Source organism: Acidovorax sp. Leaf78, from assembly GCF_001422735.1.
Classification (GTDB): domain Bacteria; phylum Pseudomonadota; class Gammaproteobacteria; order Burkholderiales; family Burkholderiaceae_C; genus Acidovorax.
Genome location: NZ_LMLZ01000001.1, coordinates 119656 through 145142, shown reverse-complemented (window position 1 = coordinate 145142; position 25487 = coordinate 119656). Strand labels below are relative to the sequence as shown.

At 66.8% G+C, this 25487-nt stretch carries 20 protein-coding genes and 1 tRNA gene; 18 read left to right on the top strand and 3 right to left on the bottom strand.

Going from position 1 to position 25487, the window contains the following annotated elements; translation table 11 throughout:
• The first annotated feature begins 21 nt into the window (after positions 1-21).
• The 18 genes from ASF16_RS00655 to ASF16_RS00570 all read left to right on the top strand — a co-directional run bounded on the left by ASF16_RS00655 (position 22) and on the right by ASF16_RS00570 (position 22552).
• Positions 22-639 carry a HupE/UreJ family protein gene (locus ASF16_RS00655; RefSeq protein WP_056161443.1) on the top strand — a complete coding sequence of 206 codons (618 nt, stop codon included), beginning with the start codon at positions 22-24 and terminating at the stop codon, positions 637-639.
• A gap of 111 nt (positions 640-750) precedes the next feature.
• Positions 751-1056, top strand: coding sequence for an urease subunit beta (locus ASF16_RS00650; protein WP_056162464.1), 306 nt, complete (start codon positions 751-753; stop codon positions 1054-1056).
• Positions 1057-1231: 175 nt separating this feature from the next.
• On the top strand, positions 1232-2950 hold the full coding sequence (ureC, locus tag ASF16_RS00645) for an urease subunit alpha (protein ID WP_056161442.1): 1719 nt from the start codon (positions 1232-1234) through the stop codon (positions 2948-2950).
• An 11-nt stretch (positions 2951-2961) separates the two neighbouring features.
• The gene (locus ASF16_RS00640; RefSeq protein WP_082516668.1) at positions 2962-3450 is read left to right on the top strand and encodes a GNAT family N-acetyltransferase; all 489 of its coding nucleotides are present in this window, start codon (positions 2962-2964) and stop codon (positions 3448-3450) included.
• A 79-nt stretch (positions 3451-3529) separates the two neighbouring features.
• Positions 3530-4309 carry an urease accessory protein UreE gene (gene ureE / locus ASF16_RS00635; protein ID WP_056161441.1) on the top strand — a complete coding sequence of 260 codons (780 nt, stop codon included), beginning with the start codon at positions 3530-3532 and terminating at the stop codon, positions 4307-4309.
• A gap of 147 nt (positions 4310-4456) precedes the next feature.
• Positions 4457-5176, top strand: a complete 720-nt coding sequence (locus ASF16_RS00630) for an urease accessory protein UreF (protein ID WP_056161439.1) — start codon at positions 4457-4459, stop codon at positions 5174-5176.
• The gene (ureG, locus tag ASF16_RS00625) at positions 5173-5883 is read left to right on the top strand and encodes an urease accessory protein UreG (RefSeq protein ID WP_056161437.1); all 711 of its coding nucleotides are present in this window, start codon (positions 5173-5175) and stop codon (positions 5881-5883) included. The genes ASF16_RS00630 and ureG overlap by 4 nt, the downstream gene beginning before the upstream one ends.
• Before the next feature lie 20 nt (positions 5884-5903).
• Positions 5904-5991, top strand: a tRNA-Ser gene (locus ASF16_RS00620).
• Positions 5992-6161: 170 nt separating this feature from the next.
• Positions 6162-6602, top strand: coding sequence for a hypothetical protein (locus ASF16_RS00615; protein ID WP_056161435.1), 441 nt, complete (start codon positions 6162-6164; stop codon positions 6600-6602).
• Between the two features lie 184 nt (positions 6603-6786).
• Entirely contained in the window at positions 6787-7308 is a 522-nt protein-coding gene (locus ASF16_RS00610) for a hypothetical protein (RefSeq protein ID WP_056161434.1), read from the top strand.
• Positions 7309-7399: 91 nt separating this feature from the next.
• On the top strand, positions 7400-7651 hold the full coding sequence (locus tag ASF16_RS00605) for a hypothetical protein (RefSeq protein WP_056161431.1): 252 nt from the start codon (positions 7400-7402) through the stop codon (positions 7649-7651).
• Positions 7652-7948: 297 nt separating this feature from the next.
• Positions 7949-9862 carry a 1,4-alpha-glucan branching protein GlgB gene (gene glgB / locus ASF16_RS00600; RefSeq protein ID WP_056162457.1) on the top strand — a complete coding sequence of 638 codons (1914 nt, stop codon included), beginning with the start codon at positions 7949-7951 and terminating at the stop codon, positions 9860-9862.
• 22 nt (positions 9863-9884) lie between these two features.
• Complete coding sequence (locus ASF16_RS00595) at positions 9885-11201, top strand: glucose-1-phosphate adenylyltransferase (RefSeq protein ID WP_056161428.1); 1317 nt, start codon at positions 9885-9887, stop codon at positions 11199-11201.
• Positions 11198-13480, top strand: a complete 2283-nt coding sequence (gene glgX / locus ASF16_RS00590; RefSeq protein WP_056161426.1) for a glycogen debranching protein GlgX — start codon at positions 11198-11200, stop codon at positions 13478-13480. Before ASF16_RS00595 ends, glgX begins: the two co-directional genes overlap by 4 nt.
• Complete coding sequence (gene treZ, locus ASF16_RS00585) at positions 13477-15318, top strand: malto-oligosyltrehalose trehalohydrolase (RefSeq protein ID WP_235507212.1); 1842 nt, start codon at positions 13477-13479, stop codon at positions 15316-15318. Before glgX ends, treZ begins: the two co-directional genes overlap by 4 nt.
• A complete protein-coding gene (gene treY, locus ASF16_RS00580) occupies positions 15315-20315 on the top strand; it encodes a malto-oligosyltrehalose synthase (RefSeq protein WP_056161424.1) in 5001 nt (1666 codons plus the stop codon). Before treZ ends, treY begins: the two co-directional genes overlap by 4 nt.
• Positions 20312-21778: a glycogen synthase GlgA gene (glgA, locus tag ASF16_RS00575; protein WP_056161423.1), complete on the top strand. Its 1467-nt coding sequence runs from the start codon at positions 20312-20314 to the stop codon at positions 21776-21778. The genes treY and glgA overlap by 4 nt, the downstream gene beginning before the upstream one ends.
• Positions 21779-22198: 420 nt before the next feature.
• Positions 22199-22552 (top strand): I78 family peptidase inhibitor, encoded by a 354-nt coding sequence (locus ASF16_RS00570; protein ID WP_082516667.1) that lies wholly within the window; start codon positions 22199-22201, stop codon positions 22550-22552.
• Positions 22553-22596: 44 nt separating this feature from the next.
• On the opposite strand, the gene hemW is transcribed toward ASF16_RS00570, so the two are convergent.
• The 3 genes from hemW to rph are packed head-to-tail and all read right to left on the bottom strand — an operon-like array spanning position 22597 to position 25295.
• Positions 22597-23859: a radical SAM family heme chaperone HemW gene (hemW, locus tag ASF16_RS00565; RefSeq protein WP_056161421.1), complete on the bottom strand. Its 1263-nt coding sequence runs from the start codon at positions 23857-23859 to the stop codon at positions 22597-22599.
• A gap of 49 nt (positions 23860-23908) precedes the next feature.
• A complete protein-coding gene (rdgB, locus tag ASF16_RS00560; protein ID WP_056161419.1) occupies positions 23909-24508 on the bottom strand; it encodes an RdgB/HAM1 family non-canonical purine NTP pyrophosphatase in 600 nt (199 codons plus the stop codon).
• A 49-nt stretch (positions 24509-24557) separates the two neighbouring features.
• The gene (rph, locus tag ASF16_RS00555) at positions 24558-25295 is read right to left on the bottom strand and encodes a ribonuclease PH (protein WP_056161417.1); all 738 of its coding nucleotides are present in this window, start codon (positions 25293-25295) and stop codon (positions 24558-24560) included.
• Between the last annotated feature and the right edge of the window lie 192 nt (positions 25296-25487).

Genomic DNA, 25487 nt, shown 5'->3' with positions numbered 1-25487 from the left:
CTTTCTCTCTGTGGAGCCCTCATGCGCATCGCACTCTCACACCGCCACACAGCCGCTCTATTTTTCATAGCTGCCAGCGCCATCAGCACAGGCGCCAGCGCCCATACCGGTGCTGAACCGCATATGCACAACAGCTTTCTGAGCGGCTTCGCCCATCCCTTGTTCGGCATGGACCACCTGGTCGCCATGGTGGCCGTGGGCCTGTGGAGCGCCCTGGCCGCGCGCCGTGCCGGCCCCGAGCTGCTGTGGGGCCCCGTGGGCTTTGCAGCACTGCTGCTGGCGGGCGCGGTGCTGGGCTTGCAAGGCGTGGCGCTGCCTGCCGTGGAGCCCATGATCGCCGCATCGCTGCTGACCACCGGCCTGCTCGTGGTGTCGCGCCTGCGGGTGCCGGGCACCGTGGCCGCGCTGGGCGTGGGCGTGTTCGCCGTGTTCCATGGCGTGGCCCATGGCGTTGAGCTGGCGGGCAGCGACAGCGCTTGGCAAACCCTGGCCGGCATGCTGGCAGCCACCGTGCTGCTGCACGGTGTGGGCCTGGCGGCGGGCTGGGCCCTGCGCGAGCGCTCTGTGTGGATGGCGCGGCTGGCCGGTGCCGGCGTGGCTGCCTTCGGCGGTGCGCTGCTGCTGCAACAGGTGGCGTGATGGCTTTGACCCCCGCGCCCTCAGCCGAGCGCACGAGCCCCCTCGCCTCTCCCTTGCTCTCTGCCACCAAGTGAGAGCGAGCAACCCCCTACCGTGGATAACTCACTGATCATGACCCCAGGCGAACTCCTCATCGACGCGGGCGAACACCTGCTCAACACCGGCCGCCGCACGCTGACCATCGTCGTGCGCAACACGGGCGACCGCCCCATCCAGGTGGGCTCGCACTACCACTTTGCCGAGACCAACAACGCCCTGGGCTTTGACCGCGACGCCGCGCAGGGTATGCGACTCAACATCGCGTCGGGCACGGCCGTGCGTTTCGAGCCCGGCCAGGAGCGCACGGTCGAGCTGGTGGACTACGCGGGCGACCGCCGCGTGTTCGGCTTTCAGGGCCGCGTGCAGGGCGCGCTGTAGCCAGAGCAAGCCCATGCGCACCTGCATGCCTGCCCCGCCCCTTCGGGCTGAGCCTGTCGAAGCCAGGGCATGTCGGCAACAAGAATATTGACTAAAAACAGCCGCTACCGCTTGATTCACAAGCGCTAGAAGCTATCAAAAACATAGCAATCCAGTTTTCGCGGAGCACCCCACCATGGCAACCATTGGACGACGCGCCTACGCCGAGATGTTCGGCCCCACAGTGAGCGACCGCGTGCGCCTGGCCGACACCGAACTCATTCTGGAGGTCGAGGCCGACTACACCCTGCGCGCCGGCAGCTACGGCGAAGAGGTGAAGTTCGGCGGCGGCAAGACCATCCGCGACGGCATGGCGCAAAGCCAGCGCACCAATGCCAGCGGTGCCGTGGATACCGTGCTGACCAACGCCCTCATCGTCGACCACACCGGCATCGTCAAGGCCGACATCGGCCTGCGCGCGGGGCGCATCGCGGCCATCGGCAAGGCCGGTAACCCCGACACCCAGCCGGGCGTTGACATCGTCATCGGCCCCGGCACCGAGGTCATCAGCTGCGAGGGCAACATCGTCACCGCGGGCGGCATCGACAGCCACATCCACTTCATCTGCCCGCAGCAGATCGAAGAGGCCCTGGCCAGCGGCGTGACCACCATGCTGGGCGGCGGCACCGGCCCCGCCACGGGCACGCTGGCCACCACCTGCACCTCCGGCCCCTTCAACATGGAACGCATGCTGCAGGCGGCCGACGCCTTCCCCATGAACCTGGGTTTCCTCGGCAAGGGCAACGCCAGCCTGCCCGATGCACTGCACGAGCAGATCAGCGCAGGCGCCATCGGCCTCAAGCTGCATGAAGACTGGGGCACCACGCCTGCGGCCATCAGCAACTGCCTCGACGTGGCCGAGGCCACCGACACGCAGGTCGCCATCCACAGCGACACGCTCAACGAATCGGGCTTTGTGGAGAACACCATCGCGGCCGTGGGCGGGCGCGGCATCTGCGCCTTTCACACCGAAGGCGCGGGCGGCGGCCATGCCCCCGACATCCTCCGCGTGGTGGGCGAGGACAACTTCCTGCCATCGTCCACCAACCCCACCATGCCCTACACGCACAACACGCTGGACGAGCATGTGGACATGCTCATGGTGTGCCACCACCTCGATGCCAGCATCGCCGAAGACCTGGCCTTTGCCGAAAGCCGCATCCGCAAGGAGACCATCGCTGCCGAAGACATCCTGCACGACCTGGGCGCCATCAGCATGATGTCCAGCGACAGCCAGGCCATGGGCCGCGTGGGCGAAGTCATCCTGCGCACCTGGCAGACCGCGCACAAGATGAAGGTGCAGCGTGGCAGCCTGGCCGGCGACACCAGTCGCAACGACAACACGCGCATCAAGCGCTACGTGGCCAAATACACCATCAACCCCGCCATTGCCCACGGCATCAGCCACGAGGTGGGCTCGCTCGAAGTGGGCAAATGGGCCGACATCGTGATCTGGAAGCCCGCCTTCTTCGGCGTGAAGCCCGCGCTCATCCTCAAGGGCGGCATGATCGCCATGGCTGCGATGGGCGACCCGAACGCGTCCATCCCCACGCCGCAGCCCGTGCACTACCGGCCGATGTTCGGCGCTTTCGGCGGGGCCATTGCCAAGACGTCGCTCACCTTCGTGTCGCAGGCGGGCCTGACTGCCGGCATCGGCGAGCGCTTCGGCCTGCGCAAGACGCTGTCCGCCGTGCACAACATCCGCGGCATCAAGAAGCGCGACATGGTGCACAACAGCTACACCCCGAAGATGGAAGTGGACGCCCAGACCTACACCGTGCGCGCCGACGGCCAGCTGCTCACCTGCGAGCCCGCCACCGTGCTGCCCATGGCGCAGCGCTACTTCCTGTTCTGAGGCCACGCCCCGTGAATGCTGTGCTGCAAGACCTGCACATCCGCCTGGACGATCTGAGCGACCCACGCATCGAAGCCTTCATGCAGGAACACCTGCAGGACATGTATGCGGTGTCACCCCCCGAAAGCGTGCACGCGCTGGACATGGACCAACTGCGCCAGCCCGAGATCGCGTTCTGGTCGGCCTGGCTGCCAAATGCGGGCGGAGACGTGCTGGTGGGCACCGGCGCGCTCAAGCGGCTGGATGCCGCGCATGCCGAACTCAAGTCCATGCGCACCAGCGCCCACCACCGGGGCCGGGGCATTGCCCGCCAGTTGCTGAACCACCTGCTGCAAGAGGCCCGCACGCGCGGCCACACCCAGGTGAGCCTGGAGACCGGGCCGCAGCCCTTCTTCGCACCCGCGCGCAAGCTGTACTTTCAGCACGGCTTTGTCGAATGCGGGCCGTTTGCCGACTACCGCCTGGACCCGTACAGCTTCTTCATGACCCGTCCGCTGTAGTGGCTACGCACAGCGCCCCGCCCCCGTCCCGCCGGGCCACAATGCGCGTTTTGCAGCACGCCACAACGACACCCCTTCCATGATCCAAGCCTCCAAACTCATCTCCCAGGGCAAAGGCCTGGCCCCCGTTCTTATCAAGCGCGCCACCACCATCGAACTCGACTGGGACGTGCGCCAGAAAAGTCGCTTCGCCGCCACCGACTCCGCCGGGCGCGAACTGGGCATCTTCCTGCCGCGCGGCACGCTGGTGCGCGGCGGCGATGTGCTGGTGGCCGAAGACGGCTCCATGGTCTGCGTCATCGCCGCGCCGCAGCCCGTGCTGGTCATCACGCACTGCACGCAGCACGGCACCCCGTTCGATCTGACCCGCGCCGCCTACCACCTGGGCAACCGGCACGTTCCCATCGAGCTGCAACCCGACCACCTCAAGATCGAACCCGACCACGTGCTGGCCGACATGCTGCGTGCCATGCACCTCATCGTGAAGGCGCAGGACCTGCCCTTCGAGCCCGAAGGCGGCGCCTACGCTGCGGGCCACGGCGGCGGGCACCACCACCATGGCGGGCATGGGCATGAAGGCCATGACCACGGTCATGACCATGCCCATGGGCACGAGCACGGACACAGCCACGCGCAGGCAGCGTCGCCATCCCCGGCGCACGATCACGATCACGATCACGATCACGATCACGATCACGATCACGATCACGATCACGGCCACAGTCATGACAACAACCATCAGGCCGATCCATCGCAGCCCGCAGCGCCTGCGCGCGGCCGCACCGTGGCCATCCCGGTGGTGGCGCAGGCCCAGGGCCATGTACACGGCCCGCACTGCAACCACGGACATGACCACTGACCATGGCCACCGTTTGCATCTGCATCCGCGCCTGCACCTGCACCGGCACCTCCCCCACCGTTCGGGCTGAGCCTGTCGAAGCCAGGGCTCCGCACGCCGCGCGCCCTGCACCCACGCCTGCACATCCGCACTCCTGAGCCCCTGCCCGTGCGCCCCGACCGCCCCGCTCCCCTGCCCGCCGCCAGCCTTCTGCAGCTCATTTGGCTTGCCTCGCCCGCGCTGCCGGTGGGCGGCTTCTCGTATTCCGAGGGCCTCGAAAGCGCCATCGAAAACGCCGGCATCGACAGCGAAGCCGCCGTAGCCGCATGGCTGCTGGACCAGCTGCACGTCACCCAGTCCCGCGGCGACATGGCCCTGATCGCCAAGGCCGTGGGCGCCTGGCGGCGTGGCGACGGCGGCGACTTGGCCCACGTGCGCGAACTCAACGAGTGGGTGCTGCACACCCGCGAGACGAGCGAGCTGCGCCTGCAGACCGAGCAGATGGGCCGATCCATGGCCGACTGGTTGCGCAACCAGCACCAGGGCGATGACCACGTCATGCCCGCCGTGCAGTACCTGGCCGCCCTGCCCCCTACCTACCCTGTGGCCTTTGCACTGGCTGCATCCTTCACCCAGGCGCCCGTGCGCGACGTGCTGCTGGCCTACGCCTTCGGCTGGACCGAAAACATGGTGCAGGCCGCGCTCAAGTCCATGCAGCTGGGCCAAAGCGCCGGCCAGCGCATCCTGGCCCGCCTGGCCGGCGCCATCCCTGCCTCCGCAGACCACGCCATCGGCCTGATGGACAGCGAACGCCAGGCCTTTTCACCCATGCTCGCCATCCTGTCGGCCCAGCACGAAACCCAGTACTCACGCCTCTTCCGATCATGACCAACAGCACCAGTACCTCCAGCACCTCCGCCACCGCCCTGCACCACATCGCGAACCGCACCAAGCAGCTGCCGCCCCTGCGCGTGGGCATCGGCGGCCCGGTGGGCTCGGGCAAGACCACCTTGCTGGAGATGCTCTGCAAGGCCATGCGCGACGACTACGACCTGATCGCCATCACCAACGACATCTACACCAAGGAAGACCAGCGCCTGCTCACAGTGAGCGGCGCCCTGCCCGCCGAGCGCATCCTGGGTGTGGAGACCGGCGGCTGCCCCCACACCGCCATCCGCGAAGACTGCTCCATCAACCTCGAAGCCATCGACCGCATGCTGGGCGAGCACCCCAACGCCGACATCGTCTTCGTGGAAAGCGGCGGCGACAACCTGGCCGCGACCTTCAGCCCCGAACTCTCGGACCTGACCATCTACGTCATCGACGTCGCCGCCGGCGAGAAGATCCCCCGCAAAGGCGGCCCCGGCATCACCAAGAGCGACCTGTTCATCATCAACAAGACCGACCTGGCCCCCCACGTGGGCGCCAACCTGGATGTGATGCACGCCGACACCACCCGCATGCGCACCAACGCGCAGGGCGCACTCAAGCCGTTCGTGATGACCAACCTCAAGACCCTGACGGGCGTGGCCGACGTGGTGCAGTTCATCGAGACGCGCGGCATGCTGAAAAAACAAGCACCCGCCGTCGGCTAGAATGCGCAGCTTCCGTTCCTGGAGATGTGGGTGAGCGGTTTAAACCAGCAGTCTTGAAAACTGCCGACGGGCAACCGTCCGTGAGTTCGAATCTCACCGTCTCCGCCAGAACGCCAGAATGCAAAAAGCACCCCGCGCCGGGTGCTTTTTTTTCGCCTTCAGCGCCCGCGCCGGCCGAGACAACGGTGTGCGCCCTGTCCCACCGCACGTATTGCCGCACCCTGCGCAGCCCTGTGCGCACCGGCACGAGGGCTACACTGGTTCGAAGGAGGCACAGCATGCACAGGCGTTCGCACCCCACCCAGAGTGACGGGACATTCCTGCTGGACATTCTGAAGATCGCGCTCGGCGTTTTTATCGGCAGCCTTGCCGCCGTGTTCACCTACGAAGCCATCCTGGCGCTCCGAACGGAGCTGGCGGTGCGCAAGGTCCAGCAAGAGATCCAGGCAGAGACTGAACGCATGAAGCGCGACGACGCAAGCCGTCGAGAAGCCGAGGCACAGGCACGTGATGCCGCCGAGCGAGACGCCGATCAACTGCGCTCGGCCAAGGCGTTGGCGCAGCGGCTCGAGGCAGAACGGCAGGCGCGCAAGGCCGGTGCGTGGTCTAAGTTTTACCAACCCTCTGCCAACTGCAAGGCCGATCCCGGTACCACTGGTTGTGCCAACGAGCACATGGTCGCTCGGAAACGCTTCGAAGACCAGTACATCGACCGGTAACTGCCTGGGGACTGTGCACTGGTGGCCCGAAGCAATTCGTCGGCCCATCGCCTGTAGGTCAACGCCTTCAACCATTCAGGACGTTGGGCGGACGCGGGCGTCCAAACAAACTTATACGGTGAATCTTTTCCACAACCGACCGGCCCCCGCTTGCGGACTACCCGGTCACTTTGAAAGGTTCACCATGAGCGATCGCAACGATGCAATGACGCAATCCAACCGCAACCTGGAGCCCGAAACGAAGACCGGCACCGGTGCCGTGCTCGGTGGTGCGCTGGGTGGTGTGGCCGGTGGGGCCACTGCCGGTGCTCTGGCAGGCGGCGTGACGGGCCCCGTGGGTGCAGCAGTCGGCGCGATGGTGGGGGCCGTGGCCGGGGCCGTGATGGGCCGCAACGTCAAGGTGGACCCCGTCGCCGAAGACAGCTACTGGCGCGAGAACTACACGTCGCGTCCCTATGCCAACCCGGGCGCGAGCTATGACGACTATCAGCCCGCCTACCGCTACGGAACGGACTCGTACTCGCGCTTTCCAGACCGCTCCTTCGACGAGGTGGAGCCCGAATTGAGCCGAGACTGGGGTAGCGCTCGCGGGCGTTCGTCGCTCGACTGGGAGAACGCCAAGCACGCCTCCCGCGACGCGTGGCAGCGTGTGAGCAACGCCGCCGAGCGCGCCATTCCGGGCGATTCGGACCGCGACGGGCGCTGATGACCCGGCGCCTGTGGATGAAGCGCAAGGGGACCTTCGGGAACCCTTCGTCCTGACGGACCCATCCCCGCAAACCCCAGAAAGAACACCCATGCAAGAAAAACCCAGCGACCCCCATCCCCTGAGCGATCTGGCCTATGACTGGATCACCCTGATGCAGAACAAGGCACAGGCGCTTCTGGCCTATGACCAATACATCAAGGACGCCGAGGCGGCCGGCTCTGCCGAATGTGCTGCGTTCTTCCGCAAGGTTCATGACTCCGACAAAGCGCAACTGGCGGAAGCCAAGCATCACCTGGTGGCCGTGCTGCAGGGCACCATGGGCGGCAAGACGACGTCTTGAGCGCTGGAGGCAGCCCAGGCGAAGTTCCTAGGTCCGCTTTCACCCAGCCCGACTTAAAGCCCGCCGCGCGCGGGCTTTTCTTTGTCGACTTTTTCACCACAGTCGATGTTCCTCTGCACGTTTTAACGTTCAGTCGGGCCGCCCACGGGGCCCACCGTTGCTGTGCCACTGCACCCGTGGTCCAGCTACACAACAAGCCGCGCAGGGCCATTCGGCGAAGCATTTCACAGGGGTAGTCCCCCGCCTACAAAGTCACCCTGTAAATTCCTGCAACTTCGTGTTGCATTGCAGCAGAGCATGGACTCCAACGAGTTCACACCCATGCCGCCGCTCCATACGCCCCCGCAGGCTTCCGTGCCTACTCCGCCTTCGGCGGCTGCATCTCGCTACCGGCAGTTTGACTGGCTGGGCGCACACCATACCCCCACTGAAACCACCTTCCGGGTCTGGGCGCCCAATGCGCAGCGGGTCGAGCTGGTGGGCCACTTCAACGGGTGGCAACCAGCCGCCATGCAGCGGCTGGACGACGGGTCGGGGGTCTGGGTGGGTTCTTCGCCTGCAGCCCACGTGGGCGACCTCTACAAATACCGCATTCAAGATACGCACGGCGTCTGGGCCGAGCGGTCCGACCCCTATGCGTTCCGTGCAGAACATGCACCGGGTACGGCGTCGCAAATATGGCGGCTGGACTACCAGTGGGGTGACCGCGCATGGATGGCTGCCCGCGGCAAGCGCGCAGCAGCGGACAGCCCGATGTCGGTGTACGAAGTGCACCTGGGCTCCTGGCAGCGGCACGAAGACGGGCGGCTGCTGAACTACCGGGACATTGCCCACCGCCTGGCCGCGCATTGCGAAGCGATGGGTTTCACGCATGTGGAAGTGATGCCGGTGGCAGAGCACCCCTTCTACGGATCGTGGGGCTACCAGACCACCGGTTACTTTGCGCCTACAGGGCGATACGGCGACCCGCAGGACCTGATGGCGTTTGTCGACACGCTGCACCAGCACGGTATCGGCGTGATCCTGGACTGGGTGGGCTCGCACTTTCCGTCGGACAAACATGCACTGGCCCGCTTTGACGGCACCGCGCTGTATGAGCACGAAGACCCGCGCAAGGGCTTTCATCCGCAGTGGAACAGCCTGATCTTCAACTATGGCCGCTACGAGGTCCGCGACTTCCTGATCAGCAGTGCGTTGTTCTGGCTGGAGAAGTACCACTTCGACGGACTGCGCGTGGACGCCGTGTCGTCCATGCTGTACCTGGACTTTGCGCGGGAGCCCGGCGAGTGGCTGCCCAACGCCGACGGCGGGCACCAGAACTGGGAGGCCGTGCAATTTCTGCGCGACCTCAACGGCGCGGTGAGCGAGTCGTTCCCCGACGTGCACATGATGGCCGAGGAGTCCACCTCGTGGGCAGGTGTCTCGCGCCCGGTGCAAAGCGGCGGGCTGGGCTTCGACACGAAATGGAACATGGGCTGGATGAACGACACGCTGCGCTACATGCAGCGCGCCCACGTTCACCGCCAGTGGCATGAGGGCGACATCCGCTTTTCTGGCGTGTATGCGTTCGACGAAAACTTCGTGCTGGCGCTGTCGCACGACGAGGTGGTGTACGGCAAGAAGAGCCTGCTCATGCGTCAGCCGGGGGACGAGTGGCAGCGCTTTGCCGGGCTGCGCACGCTGTACGGGCTGATGTGGGCCCACCCCGGCAAGAAGCTGCTCTTCATGGGTGGCGAGTTCGGTCAGGTGGAGGAATGGCACCACGAGCGCACGCTCGACTGGCACCTGTGGGCCAAAGCCCGCCACAGCGGCATCGCCCGTTGGGTGACAGACCTCAACCGCGCGTACCGCCACCTGCCCGCGCTGCACGCGAACGACTTCGATCCGGCGGGCTTTGCATGGGCGCCGATGGAGCCCCACCACCCCACCGTACTGGCCATGCTGCGCCGCGCGGGCAACAACACCGTGCTCGCCGTGCACAACCTGACGCCCCAACCGCTGACCGGTGTGCGCATCGGCGTGCCGCAGGCCGGGGTGTGGCACGAAATTTTGAACAGCGACGCCGAGTGCTACGGCGGCAGCGGCGTAGGCAACGCGGGCTCGGCCACAGCGACTGCCCAGCCTTTGGGCGACCTACCCGCCAGCCTGCGGATCACCGTACCGCCGTTGGCCAGTGTTTTCTTTTCCACCCGCCCTTTGGGCACCCACTGACATAGACAACTGGAGCGCTCCGATGTCACGCAAAACCAACGTACTCGCCATTGTCATGGCCGGTGGAGAGGGGTCCCGCCTGCACCCGCTCACCGCAGAACGCTGCAAGCCCGCCGTGCCGTTCAACGGCAAACACCGCATCGTGGACTTCGTGCTGTCCAACCTGGTGAACTCGGAGATCTACTCGATCTACCTGCTGGTGCAGTACAAGTCGCAGTCGCTCATCGAGCACATCCGGCAGTCCTGGACCATGACCCGCTTCATCCCCCAGCATTTCGTGACGGTGGTCCCGCCCCAGATGCGCAATGGTCCCGAGTGGTTCCAGGGCACGGCCGACTCGGTCTACCAGAACATCCACCTGATCGAGAGCTTTCAGCCCGACATCGTGGCGGTGTTCGGTGCAGACCACATCTACCGCATGGACGTGCGGCAGATGGTGGAGTTTCACTGCGCCAGCAATGCGCATGTCAGCGTGGCCACGCTGCCGGTACCGCTGGCGCAGGCCAACCAGTTCGGCATTGTGGAGATCGATTCGCAGCACCGCATCAGCCAGTTCGTTGAAAAGCCGGACGTTGCCGACCCGATGCCGGGCAGCACCACGCACACGCTGGCCTCCATGGGCAACTACCTGTTCAATGCCGATGTGCTGCTGGACGCCTTGCACAAGGCGCACGCCACCGGCCACAGCGACTTCGGCCGCGACATCTTGCCGACCATGCTCAAGTCGCACCGCCTCATGGCGTATGACTTCAATACCAACTCCATTCCCGGCACCGCAGCCTACGAAGAACACGGTTACTGGCGCGACGTGGGCACCATCGACGCGTACTTCGATGCGCACTTCGACACCCTGGGCGCGACACCGCGCTTTCGCATGACGAACAAGCACTGGCCCATTTACGCCAGCCCCGACCAGGCCGAGTCTGCGCAGATCGAAAACGGCGTGCTGCACCGCTCCGTGGTGGGCTCGGGAAGCATCGTGGACGGCGCCACGCTGGACCACGCGATGCTGCGTCGCTCGGTGCTGGTGGAGCGCAACGCGCACCTGGAGCACTGCATCGTCATGGAACGCTCGCGCATCGGTGCAGGTGCCCGCATCCGCCGCGCCATCATCGACCAGGACAACGACATACCCGGTTACGAACGCATCGGTTTCGATATCGAGGCCGACCGCAAGCGCTTTCATGTCACGCCCAGCGGCATCGTCGTGGTGCCCCGCCATTTCTTTCCTGCGCGGGCCAGCGTCGACAGCAGCACTACCGTGGGCCGACTGCGCACGACAAATTCCGTGGCCGCATCGACGGCGCTGTGCGACGGCGAATTCCGGGCGGCTGCATGAAGATCGATGTGACTGCCACAGGGCCGGCCACCGGCTCCGCCAAGCGATCGCGCGCAACCCGCCACCGGGTGGAAGCCGGACGGCCCTGGCCGCTGGGGGCCGCGGCTGATCGCCAGGGTGTCAACTTTGCGGTGTACTCCGGCATTGCAGACTCCGTGGAGGTGTGCCTCTTCGCGCCGGACGGCAGCGAAACGGAACGCATTGCGCTGCCAGCCCTGACGGACGATGTGTGGCACGGGTACGTACACGGACTGCGCCCAGGCCAGGTGTATGGATTGCGCGTACATGGGCCCTACGAACCCACCCAGGGGCAGCGCTGTAACCCCGCCTTGCTGCTGATGGACCCCTATGCCCAAGCCCTGGCGGCACCCGTGCGCGGTGCACCCGACCAGTTCGGCTATGTGCTGGGCCATGCGGACGAAGACCTTGCGCCCAGTACCACGGACAACGGCCGCACGGCCCCCAAATGCCGCGTGGTGCGCTCACGCTTCGACTGGGGCGATGACCAAGCGCCCCGCGTTGCACCCAACGAGACCGTCTTCTATGAAGTCCACGTCAAGGGCTTCACCCAGACCATGCCCGACGTGCCCGAGGCATTGCGCGGCACGTACGCGGGGCTGGCCAGCGCACCCGCCATCGCACACCTGCAACGCCTGGGTGTGACGAGCGTCGAGCTGTTGCCCGTACAGGCCTTCGTCGATGACCTGCGTCTCATCGAACTGGGCCTGTCCAACTACTGGGGCTACAACACCATTGCATTCTTTGCCCCCGAGCCCCGCTATGCCACGCCGGCAGCGCAGAGCCTGGATGGCGGTGTGGATGAATTCAAGGCCATGGTCAAGGCGCTGCACAGCGCCGGCATCGAGGTCATCCTGGACGTGGTTTACAACCACACGGGCGAAGGCAACCACCTGGGGCCCACGCTCAGCCTGAAAGGCATCGACCATTCTGCGTATTACCGCCTGGCCGAAGAGCCCCGCTTTTGTGCAGACATCACCGGCACCGGGAACACGGTGGACACCAGTAGCCCGCCCGCACTGCGGCTGGTGCTGGACAGTCTGCGGTACTGGGTGCAAGAGATGCATGTGGATGGCTTCAGGTTCGACCTGGCCTCTGCGCTGGGCCGCGATGCCGCCTGCGATTTCACCTGGCGTGCCCCCTTCTTCGCTGCCATTGCGCAGGACCCGGTGCTGTCGCGCGTGAAGCTGATCGCCGAGCCCTGGGACCTGGGCATCAACGGCTACCAGCTGGGCGGGTTCCCCACCGGCTGGATGGAATGGAACGGCCGCTACCGCGACGCGGTGCGCGACTACTGGACCAACGCAGACGCCAGCCTGCCCGCCTTCGCAGCCAGCCTGTGCGGCTCTGCCGACATGCTGGAGCCGCGCCGCCGCAGCCCGACGGCGAGCGTCAACCTCGTCACGGTGCACGATGGCTTCACGCTGGCCGATCTGGTCAGCTACAACGGCAAGCACAACGATGCCAATGGCGAGGACAACCGCGACGGCGAGGACCACAACCGCAGCTGGAACTGCGGCGCAGAGGGCGATACCGACGATGCCGAGATCCTGGCGCTGCGCCAGCGCCAGTCGCGCAACCTGCTGGCCACGCTGTTCCTGTCGCACGGCACACCGCTGCTGCTCGGCGGCGACGAACTGGGGCGCACGCAGCGTGGCAACAACAACGGCTACTGCCAGGACAACGACCTCTCGTGGTTCGACTGGGAGCGCGCGGCAAACCACGCCCCGCTGCAGGCCTTCACTGCGGACCTGATGGCGCTGCGGCGCAGCCTGCCGGTGGTGCGGCTGGCGGCCTGGCCGCATCGCGCCGCAGGCATGGCGCCCTGTGTAGCGGTGGAGTGGTACAGCGTGTGGGGCTTGTCCATGACGCCCGACGAATGGAACGACCCGGCGGTGCGCTGTGTGTCGGCTTTGATGGAAAGCACGCGCGAGGGTGAAGACTCGCTGCTGGTGCTCTTCAATGCGTCGGGTGAAGAAACAGTGTTCACGCTGCCAGCCGACCCCCAGGGCCGCCACTGGGCGCTGCGCCTGGACACCCGCGACGACCGCGTGGCCCTGTCCGCAGACGCTGGTGCGACCCCAGCGGTCAGTTCGCCCGATGTGGCGAGTGCCGCAGACGGCACACCGGCCCCTGATGCTGCAGCTACGGCTACCGCTGTGGAGGCAGGTGCCACGTACACGCTACTGCCCCATTCGCTGGCTGCGTTCACCACACCTTCGCGCGGCCCGGCATCCGCCCCCGACTCCAAGCCGGCATGACCAACGCGGCCGACACTGCGGATGGCACCCACCACATGCCGTTCGGCGCGCAGTTGCGCCGGCGCGGCGGCGTGGACTTTCGGCTGTGGGCGCCTGCAGCGTCCGAAGTCTCGCTCGTGCACGTGCCGGACGACAGCGCAGCACCGCCGAGCAGCAGCGCTGCAGAGCGGCTTTCAGGCGGATGGTGGCATGTCGGCCTTGCCACAGCCACCGCGTCTACACACTATCAGTGGCTGATCAACGGCGACCTGGCGGTACCCGACCCGGCCGCCCGCCAGGCTCCCCAGGGTCCGCACGGCATGTGCCGCGTGTCCGACCCGAGCGCCTATGCCTGGAAGCAGTCCGCCTGGAGCGGCAGGCCGTGGCATGAACTGGTCTTCTATGAACTGCATGTGGGTACCTTCACACCCGCAGGCACCTACGCGGCGGCGGCCGCACAGCTGCCGCGGCTGGCTGCGTTGGGTTTCACTGCGATAGAGGTCATGCCCGTGGCCACCTTTGGCGGCCAGTGGGGGTGGGGCTACGACGGCGTGCTGCCCTTTGCACCGCACCCTGCGTACGGCTCTCCGGACGATCTCAAGCATTTGGTGGACACGGCGCATGCGCTGGGGCTGTGCGTGTTTCTCGATGTGGTCTACAACCACTTCGGCCCCGACGGAAATTACCTGCAGGCGTATGCGCCAGAGTTCTTTTCTCGCCGCCACGACAGCCCCTGGGGCCGCGCGATCAATTTTGACCTGGAAGGCAGCGAGGTCGTGCGTGCGTTCTTCCTGCACAACGCGCTCTACTGGATCGAAGAGTTCCGCATGGACGGCCTGCGGCTCGACGCGGTGCACGCCATCGCGGACGACAGCGACCCCGACATCCTGCAGGAGATCAGCACGCGGGTGAGCACGTTGGCTGAGGCCAGTGGACGACAGGTGCACCTGGTGCTGGAAAACGAAAAGAACCAGCCCGAACGCCTGGCCGCGCCTGCATCTGCCAGCGGCCACTACGACGGTCAATGGAACGACGACTTTCACCACGCGGTGCATGTGGCACTGACCGGCGAGTCGCACACCTACTACGCCAAGTTTGCGGCACACCCCATCGACCATCTGGCCCGCGTGCTCACGCATGGCTTCGCCTTTCCGAATGGCCGCCCGGCCACCGAGGCCGATGCGCCACTGCCGCTGGCAGCCCTGGTCAACTTCATGGGCAACCACGACCAGATCGGCAACCGGGCTTTCGGGGAGCGCCTGTCGATGCTGCTGTCCGAGCCTGCGGTCGAACTGGCCTTGCTGCTGGCGCTGCTGACCCCGGCAACGCCCATGGTGTTCATGGGCGACGAATTTGGCGCGACGACGCCGTTTTTGTACTTCGCCAACTGGGACGGCGACCTGCGCGAGGCCGTGCGCAACGGCCGCCAGCGCGAGTTCAGCCATGTCCTGTCCGGCGCTGCCACCTTGCCGGACCCGTGCGACGCAGCCACCCTGGCTGCCAGCCGACTGGATTGGGCGCAGGCAGAGACACCCGCAGGCCGCCAGCGCAGCGAACTGGTGCGCCAGGCGCTGGAGGTGCGCCGACAATGGCTGGTGCCCCACGCCCGCGAACTGCGCACCATGGACCACACCGCCGAGCGCATCGGCACCCACGGCCTGCGTGTCACCTGGCGGTACGGCCAGGGAATGCAGTGGTCGCTCGACATCAACCTGGGACCTGAACGCATGCACAACGTACCGCCGGCGCCTGAAGGCGTCGCGATCTTTCAGCACCGGTGGACCCACGCTGGTGATGGCGCGCCATCAGTGTGGGAGCCTTGGTCGGCCCGCTGGACCTGCACCGAGGGGATTGCATGAGTTTCGACAGGCCTTTTGCGGCCGGCGAACCGTCGGCCGAGCTCCGGCAACGCGCGCGGCACGCCGGCATTGCCGACCAGTACTCCGGCTTCTGGGGCGAAACCGTAGCGGTGAGCACGCAGGTGATGGAGCGCGCGCTGGCGGCCATGGGCACCCATGCAGACGCCGCCGAAGCTGCAGACACCGCTGTGGTGGCCGCTGGCACTGCGGCACCGTTGGCGCTGCCCGCAGCCGGCGACTGGCAACTGCACGACCTGGAAGCGGCGGGCGATGTGCCCTGCCTGCGCGGCCATGGCCCTGCCGCAGAGCTGCCGGACACGCTGCCCGCCGGGTACTACCAACTGCGCTTTGCAGGGGGGCAACGCACCGTCCTCGTGGCCCCGGCCCAGTGCTGGCTGCCCGAGGGGTTGCGCCAGGGAGAACGCTGGTGGGGCGTGACTGCCCAGGTCTACGCGCTGCGGTCGGAGCGTAGCTGGGGCATCGGCGACTTCACCGACCTGGCGCGGTGCGTGGCGCTGGTGGCTGCGCAGGGCGCGGCCTTCGTCGGGCTGAGCCCTGTACACGCATTGCGCCCAGGCCAGCCCGAAGCGGCCAGCCCTTACAGCCCCAGCAGCCGGCTGGCGCTCAACGTCCACTACATCGACGTGACCGCCGTGCCGGAATATCTGCACTGCGAAGACACGCAGCAGCTGTGCAGCGAACCCGGCTTCCACGCGCGGCTGCAGGCTGCGCAGCACAGTGCATCCGTCGACTACACCGCCGTGGCCTCGCTCAAGGAGGCGGCCCTGTCGCGCCTGTGGCAGACCTTCCGGCGCACGGCCTGGGCCGCAGGCTCCACGCGCGGCGCGGCCTTCGACCAGTTTCGCGCCGAGCACGCGGCCACGCTGGAGCCGCACGCACGGTTTGAAGCCATTCAAATTGCGCTGCAGGCGCGCGACGCCGCTATCTGGGGTTGGCCCGCCTGGCCCGAGGACCTGCGCGACCCGCAGAGCCACGCCGTGCAGGCATGGGTGCAGGAGCATACCGATGAGGTGGCCTACCGCCTGTGGCTGCAGTGGATCGCGCACGAGCAGCTGGCGCAAGCATGCGCCATGGCGCGCAAGCTCATGCCCATTGGCCTGTATTGCGATCTGGCCGTGGGTGCGGCAGACGGCGGCACCGACACCTGGGTCGGGCAAACGCTGCACGCGCGCGGCATGAACGTTGGCGCCCCGCCAGACCCGCTCAGCACCCAGGGGCAGGACTGGGGCCTGCCCCCCGTGAATCCGATTGCGCTGGCCGCTGCGCAGTACCTGCCCTTCCGGCACATGCTGGCTGCCGTCATGGCCCCGGCAGGCGCGCTGCGCATGGACCACGTCATGGCCCTCATGCGGCTGTTCTGGACCAGCCCGGACGGCGGGACGTACGTGAACTATCCGCTGCAACCCCTGCTGGCGGTCGTTGCCATCGAAAGCCACCGGCACCGCTGCATGGTCATCGGCGAAGACCTGGGCAATGTGGCGCCGGCCATGCGCGAAGCCATGGCCGAGCGCGCTTTGCTGTCCTACCGCCCGCTGATCTTCGAGCGGCTGGAAGGCGGTGCCTTCCGCCCGCCCGCGCAATGGCAGAGCACAGCGCTGGCGGTGGTCAGCACGCACGACCTGCCCACGCTGGCGGGCTTCTGGTCGGCCAGCGACGTGGCGGTGCAAGAGTCACTCGGTTGGCTGGACGGAGATGCGCATGTGCGCGCCCTGCTGGCGCGCGCGCAGGACCGCACCCAGCTGCTGGCCGCCCTGCACGCCGAAGGGCTGCTGCCCGAAGGCGTCACGGTGGATGCGCAGTCCGCCCCCGACATGACACCGGCGCTGGCCGCCGCGGTGCACCGGTATCTGGCGCGCACGCCGTGCATGCTGGTGGCCGTGCAGTTGGAAGACCTGCTGGGCCAGCGCGAGCAGCCCAACGTGCCAGGCACCACCGACGACATCCACCCCAACTGGCGCCGCCGCATGGGCTGCACGCTGGAGCAGTTGGCGACCGGGCCGTTCTTTACCGCCATTGCAGACGCAGTGCGCCAGGAGCGCGGCGGCACGCATGTCACCGAAGGCCCCTTGCCCGCACTCGACACGGCAGACATCCCGCGCGCCACCTACCGGCTGCAGTTGAACAAAGAGTTCAACTTTGCGCAGGCGCTGGCTGCCGTGCCGTATCTGCACGCATTGGGTGTGAGCCACCTGTATTCATCGCCCTACCTGCAGGCCACACAGGGCAGCACCCACGGCTACGACGTGGTGGACCCTGCCCACCTGAATGCAGAGATCGGCACCGACGCCGACCACGATGCGCTGTGTGCTGCACTGGCCGAACACGGCATGGGCCACCTGCTCGACACGGTGCCCAACCACATGGGCGTGGACGATGCGGGCAACCGGTGGTGGCGCGACGTGCTGGAGCACGGCCTGTCGTCCCCGCACGCCACGACGTTCGACATCGAATGGAACCCCGCCAGCGTGCAGACCGGTAAGCGCGTGCTGCTGCCCGTGTTGGGGGACCACTACGGCAAGGTGCTGGAGTCCGGCGAGTTTCAGGTGCGGTTCGATGGCGATACCGGGCGTTTTGCCGTTGCCTACTGGGAGCGGACTTTCCCGCTCGACCCGCGCAGCTATGCGCTGTTGCTGAGCGCAGTGCCCTTGCCTGTGGCGGCCACGCCGGGCGCCGAGCAAGACGATTTTTCTGCCGTGCATTCGCTGGTGGATGCCTTCGGACTGCTGCCGCCGCACGACACAGAAGACGCGGCCTTGCGCGCCACGCGGCTGCGCGATGCTGGCGTGCACCAGCAGCGCCTGGCGGGCTTTGCCGCGCGCCTGGCCTGGGTGCGCGACTGGATCGACGCCAACCTGAAGCTGGTGAACGGAACGCAGGGGGACGCAGCCAGCTTCGACCTGCTGGACCGCCTGCTGCAGGGCCAGGCCTACCGCTTGGCAGACTGGCGTGTGGCGGGCGACGACATCAACTACCGCCGCTTTTTCGACGTCAACGCGCTCGCCGCCATACGGATGGAGAACACCGAGGTGTTCGACGCGGTGCACGCGCTGACCTTCCGCTGGCTGGCGCAGGGCAAGGTCAGCGGCCTGCGCATCGACCACCCCGATGGGCTGGCGGACCCGGCGCAGTACTTTGCGCGGCTGCAGCAGCGCTACCAGGGCCTGTTGCAGGCCGGTGGCCTGCCGCCTCGGGCGCTGTACATCGTGGTCGAGAAGATCATGGCCGAGCACGAGCCGCTGCCCGCCGACTGGCAGGTGCATGGGGGCACGGGGTACCGGTTCTCACGGCTGGTCAACGGCGTGTTCATCGACCCGGATGCGCAAGAGCGATTCGACGCGGTATACCAGGGCTTTACCGGCAACACTCTGGCCTTTGAAGATGCGGCGCGCGAGTGCAAGCGGCTCATCATCGAGACCGCCCTGTTCAGCGACCTGGCGTGGCTGGTGGGCACCTTGAGCCAGATCACCCGGGCCGACCGGCGCGCGTGCGACTTCACCCGCAACCAGCTGCGTGTGGCGTTGGTGGAAGTAGCCACGCAATTCCCGGTGTACCGCACCTACGTGGTGCCGGGCGGCGCGGCGCCCAGCGCCATCGATGTGCAGCACATCGACTGGGCGATTGCCGCATCGCGCCGGCGGCTGGGCACGGCCGAGGGCGGCGTGCTGGCCTTCCTGCGCGGGGTGCTGCTGGGCGAAGACGGCCCGGCACCCGAGCTGCGCGCGCACTTTGTGCGACGGTGGCAGCAGTTCACCGCGCCGGTGATGGCCAAGGCGGTGGAAGACACCTTGTTCTACCGCTACGTGCGCCTGGTCTCGCTCAACGATGTGGGTGCCGAACCGCGGCGCTTCGGACTGCCGGTCTCCGCCTTCCACCAGGCCAACATGCAGCGGGCCCGGCATGTGCCGCACGGCTTGCTGGCCACTTCAACGCACGACAGCAAGCGATCGGAGGACGTGCGGGCACGCCTGAACGTGTTGTCCGAACTGGTGGACGAATGGGAGGCCACGGTGCAGGCACTGCACAGCGCTGCAGAGCCGTTGCGCCGTACGGTGGACGACGCGCCGGCACCCAGTGCGCACGACCTGTGGGCGCTGTTTCAGGCGCTGGTGGGCATCTGGCCTGCAGCGGGCTGCGACGACGATTGCCTGCCTGCACTGCGAGAGCGCATCGCGCAGTACATGGTGAAAGCCATGCGCGAGGCCAAGCTGCAGAGCAACTGGCTGTTTCCGAACGAAGCGTATGAAGAGGCGGTGCGGCATTACATCGACAAGGCCCTGTCGAGCGACCGGTTCCTGCGCCCCCTGCAGGCCTGGGTGCAGCGCATCGCGCCCTACGGCTTTCGCAACAGCCTGTGCCAGCTGGCGATCAAGCTCACAGCGCCTGGGGTGCCCGATATTTACCAGGGGTGCGAGCAGTGGAACTTCTCGCTGGTGGACCCGGACAACCGTCGCCCGGTGGACTTCGCGTCGCTACAAGCGTCGCTTGAGCCGCTGCAGGCCCTGTACGCGGATGGTCAGTACCCGACAGGTGACGATTGGAGCGGCCTTCTGGGCACTGACGCCACCATGCCAGCGGCTACCAAGCAGCTGGTGACCTGGCGGCTTTTGCAGCTGCGGGCGCGGCATGCAGCGCTGCTGCGCGACGCCATCTATCTGCCGCTGGCAGTGGAAGGCGCCGCAGCATCCCACGCGCTGGCCTATGCGCGCGTGCATGAGGGCCAGGCCATCGTGCTGGTGTGCGGACGGCTGCTGGCGGCCTGGGATGCCCAGCACCACAGCGATTGGCAGGACACCCAGGTGAGCCTGGCAGATGTCCACCCGTCCCTGGCCAAGCCCGCACAGTGGGTCGAGCTGTTCACCGGCCGAGCGTTGGACAATGGCAGCCACCTGCCGCTGTCCGATGTACTGGGCGCTGTAGGCCCGGGCGGCAGCCGACTGCCGTTTGCTGTGCTGGTCACCCAAGACATGATTCCATGAAAGTATTGTTTGTCACGCCGGAATGCGCCCCCATGGTCAAGACCGGGGGCCTGGGCGACGTCAGCGCTGCGCTGCCTGCCGCACTGGCGCAGCTCGGCTGCGATGTCGCGCTGCTGATGCCGGCCTATGCCGACATGAAGATCGATGGCAGCCTGGAGGGCATCCTCGCGTTGCCGTCCAACGGGCGCTGGCCAGCTGCGCAGTTGCTGCGGATGGCGGCCACCGCAGGCCGGCCGCCGCTGTGGTTGCTGTCGTGCCCTGCCCTGTACGGCACGGCAGACACGCCCTACGCCAACCCCGGCGACCCGGACGACCGCGACCAGGCGCTGCGTTTCGGCTTTCTGGCCCATGTGGCTGCGCTCATCGGGTCCCCCGAGACGCCCATCGGCTGGCAGGCCGACATCGTGCACGCGAACGACTGGCCGTGCGCACTGGCACCGCTGTACCTGCACCAGCGCAGGCAGGCGGGCCAGGGGCGCACCGCGCGCAGTGTGATGACCATCCACAACCTGGCATTCCAGGGCGTGTTCCCGATGGCGGCTGCGGACCTGCTGGATGTGCACCCTGCGCACCGCGGCATCGAGGGCGTGGAGTTCTGGGGGCAGCTGTCGATGCTCAAGGCCGGCCTGCAGCATGCGGACGCCATCACGACCGTGAGCCCCACTTACGCGGCGGAAATCCAGCAGCCGGAGCTGGGCTTCGGGCTTGACGGTGTGCTGCGCCAGCGTGCTGGCCGACTGCACGGTTTGTTGAATGGCATCGACACGGCCACTTGGAACCCGGCCATCGATCCGCTCATCGCAGCACCGTACAGTGCAGACAACCTGGCCGCCAAGGCGATGAACAAGGCAGCGCTGCGCGAGTGCTGCGGCCTGCGTGCCAGCGCGGGCCCGCTGCTGGGCATGGTGGGGCGGCTGACGACGCAAAAGGGCGTGGACCTGGTGCTGGCGGGTGCCGGCCGCTTGTTGGCGCGGGGCGCACAGCTGGCCGTGCTAGGGCGCGGCGACACGCACCTGGAAGAGGCTTTAACCGCCCTGGCCGCCGCGCACCCAGGGCAGGTGCATGTGACGCTGGGGTTCGACGAAAGCCTGGCGCACCTTATCGAAGCGGGTGCAGACTGTTTTCTCATGCCCTCGCGCTTCGAGCCCTGTGGCCTGAACCAGATGTACAGCCAGGTGTATGGCACGCCGCCGCTGGTCACCCGCACCGGTGGCCTGGCCGATACGGTGCAGGACGCGGACGCCCGCCTGACGACGGGGACGGGCTTCGTCATGCCGGGCCTGGCCCAACGGGACTTCGACGCCACGGCAGACCGCGTACTGACTGCGTGGCAAAAGCCGGAGCAGTGGGCCGCCCTGCAAAGGCGCTGCATGGCGCAGGACTACGCCTGGGAGCGTGCGGCCAAGCCCTACGTTGCGCTGTATGGGCAATTGCTGTCTGAAACGGTAGCCACTGCGCCGTAGTCTCCCGCTAGGCTCTGCCCCGCGATGGAGGGGCTTGGCCTGCGCAACCGTTGGGCAGCCGACCACCTTTGGGTCGTACCCAAGCTGCCCGTAAACCGCACAACATGCGGCTCGTCGGCATGGTGCGCCCAGCCCGCATCACAAGTCGGACGGCCAAAAAAAAGCCCGCGTAGTGCGGGCTTAACACTTGCTTGTTGCAAGCGGGAGGGATGTCGAGAGGGTGTCGACCTGTTGATAGTAAAACGGCATAAAAACGCAGCATGTAGGACGGAACCGATTTTTCAATTGGCACATGGGCGCTGTCAAATTTCGATCATCCAAACAATATGCTGCAAGGCCTTTGTCTGTTACCTGTGGACACCCCCGCCACCGAGGCGTTCCTTTAAGGTGGCTGCATCCAATTTCTGAGGAGTTCCCGCCATGTCCCGACCCATCCACATCGTCTCGACCAGCCTGATCCTTGCCGCAGCGGCCCTTGGCGGCTGTTCCAACTACGGCACGGCGCCCGCAGCATCCAGTGGCACCACAGGCACCCCGAGTGCCAGCGCGCCGCCGCCCCCGCCTGCCACCGGCCAATGCGCGGCGCAACCGGCCCAGGGCGCTGTGGGGCAGAACAGCACATCCACCGTGGTGGAAACCGCGCGCGCACGTTCGGGGGCGCAGATTGCCCGCATCCTGCGGCCTGGGCAGATGATCACCAAGGAGTTCAATGCCCAGCGCCTGAACCTGGAGGTCGACGCGACCGGGCGCATTGTGGCGGTGAACTGCGGCTGAGATCTACCGCCGGGGCGCCCGGCGATCTCAGGGTTGGTTGCCGCTCAATGGGCGAGAAACAGCTCCTGCAGGTCGCTCAGGAAATCGAAGCCCCGCTCGGTGGGCCGCACGCGGGCCATGTCGCGCTCGATCAGGCCTTTGCGCTCTGCCTCCTGCAGGCTCTTGGCGATGGCCGTGATCGGCAGGCCCGTGCGTTCCGTGAAGTCCTGCAGGGCAAAGCCGTCGCGCAGGCGCAGCGTGTTGAGCATGAATTCAAACGGCAGGTCAGCACGCTTGACCTCTTCATCCTGCGCCACGGGGCGCCCGGCCAGGGCCTGGTCCATGTACAGCCGCGGCTCTCGAAAGCGCACCTGCCGCACCACGCGATGCGCAAAGCTGAGCTTGCTGTGCGCGCCGGCGCCAATGCCCAGATAGTCCCCGAACTGCCAGTAGTTGGTGTTGTGAAAGCACTGGTGCCCGGGCTGGGCATACGCCGATATCTCGTACCGGGCCATGCCCGACTGGCCCGTCATCTCGGTGATGCGGTCGAGCATGGCGTAGGCCAGGTCGTCCTCCGGAATAGCCGGAGGGTACTTGGCGAAGTAGGTGTTGGGCTCGATGGTGAGGTGGTAGATGGAGATGTGCGGCGGCTTCAGGGCCAGCGCGGTCTGCATGTCCTGCTCGAGCTCCTCCATGGTCTGCCCCGGCAGCGCGTACATGATGTCGAGGTTGAAAGTGTCGAAGGCTTCTGCGGCCTCTTCGACAGCCGCCAGGGCCTGCGCGCGGTCGTGCACGCGGCCCAGGGCCTTCAAGTGCCGATCGTTGAAGCTTTGCACACCCACCGACAGCCGCGTGATGCCCGCACCGCGGAACGCGCGGAAACGGTCCTTTTCGAAGGTGCCGGGGTTGGCCTCCATCGTGATCTCGCAGTCGGCCTCCAGCCGCAAGCGGGCACGGATGCCGCCGATGAGCTGGTCGATGGAGGCGGGCGAGAACAGGCTGGGCGTGCCGCCACCGATGAAGATGCTGTGCACCGTGCGCCCCCAGATCAGCGGCAGCGCGGACTCCAGGTCGGCCATCAAAGCGTCGATGTAGCGCTGCTCGGGCACGCCGGACCCGCCGGCATCGGCGTCGCTGCGGGCCTCGTGCGAGTTGAAGTCGCAGTACGGGCACTTCTTGAGGCACCACGGCAGGTGCACGTACAGCGACAGCGGCGGCAGGCTCTGCAGCTGCAACAGGCCCGGGCGCATGTAGTGCTGAATGTCGCGCTGGGGCGCAGGCTCTGCGGGCGCAGCCGTGGCCGCGGGTGCGATGGGAATGGTGGTCATGGCTGAGGCTCTGCAGTCAAATCGCCCTGGCTGTGCAGCGCTGTGGCGCTCACAGCCAACGCTCGCGCAGCAGCGCCAGCATCTGCTGCGCTGAGCGGCCGCGGTGGCTGTGGGCGTTTTTCACTTCGACGGGCAGCTCTGCAAAGGTCTTGCCGAACTCGGGGATGAACATGATGGGGTCGAACCCGAAGCCGTTGCTGCCGCGGCGCTCCCGCGCAATCTCTCCGACCACGCGGCCCACGGCGATCAGAGGCTCGGGGTCTTCAGGGCTGCGCACGGCGACCAGCGTGCTGACCATGGCCGCGCGGCGCTGGTCCACGGCCTGCATCTGCTCGAGCAGCGCCTGCACGTTGGTGTCGTCGCCCTTGTCGTAGCCGAACTGGGTGGCGTAGTAGGCCGTGTCCACACCGGGCAGGCCACCGAACGCGTCCACGCACAGGCCGGCATCGTCGGCCAGGGCGGGCAGCCCGGTGTGCGCCGAGGCGAAGCGCGCCTTGGCCAGCGCGTTTTCTACAAAGGTGCGAAAGGGCTCGTCGGCCTCGCCCACGCCCAGGTCGGCCTGGCGCACCAGCTCTACGCCCAGCGGGGCCAGCATGGCCTGCAGCTCGGCGAGTTTGCCGCGGTTGTTGGATGCAAGAACGATTTTCATAGTCAAAATGGCCGCTACCGCTTTCCTATCAAGCGCTAGCAGCTATCAATTAAGGAGCATTCACAGCCAGCGCCTGCTGCTGCAGGGCTACCAGGTCGGCAATGCCTTTTTCAGCCAAGGCGAGCAGCTGGTCCATTTCGGAGCGGGTGAAGGCTGCGCCCTCGGCCGTGCCCTGCACTTCGACAAAATGGCCTGCGCCGGTCATCACCACGTTCATGTCGGTGTCGCAATCGACGTCTTCCACGTATTCGAGGTCCAGCAGCGGCGTGCCCTGCACGATGCCCACGGAGATGGCCGCCACGGGCTGCAGCAGCGGCGACCGCGTGATCTTGCCGCTGGCCAGCAGCCGGCTGACCGCATCGTGCGCAGCCACCCACGCGCCGGTGATGGCCGCGGTGCGGGTGCCGCCATCGGCCTGGATCACGTCGCAGTCGAGCTGGATGGTGCGCTCGCCCAGCAGCTTGAGGTCGAACACCGCGCGCAGCGACCGGCCGATGAGGCGCTGGATCTCCTGCGTGCGGCCGCTTTGCTTGCCGCGCGCGGCTTCGCGGTCATTGCGGGAATGCGTGGACCGAGGCAGCATGCCGTATTCGGCCGTGACCCAGCCTTCGCCGCTGCCGCGCTTGTGCGGTGGCACGCGTTCTTCGACCGACGCGGTGCACAGGACCTTGGTGTTGCCGAACTCGATCAGCACCGAACCTTCGGCGTGCATGGTGTAGTGGCGGGTGATGCGTACGGGGCGCAGTTGGTCGGCGGTGCGGCCGCCGGTGCGGTTGAAAGTGGTCATGGTGGTGTCAGTTCTCAAAAATGCGGCCCGCCGGAGTCGCCCGGCGCAAAGGCCTAAAAAAGGAAAGTCCAACGGTCAATCCGCACACGGCCGGCACAATACACGGGCACTGTTGGCGGCAGCGGGCGGTGATTCGTTCAGCGTGCGTACCGTCCCGCTCAGCTCAGCTCACGCCAACCATCGCGGCACAGC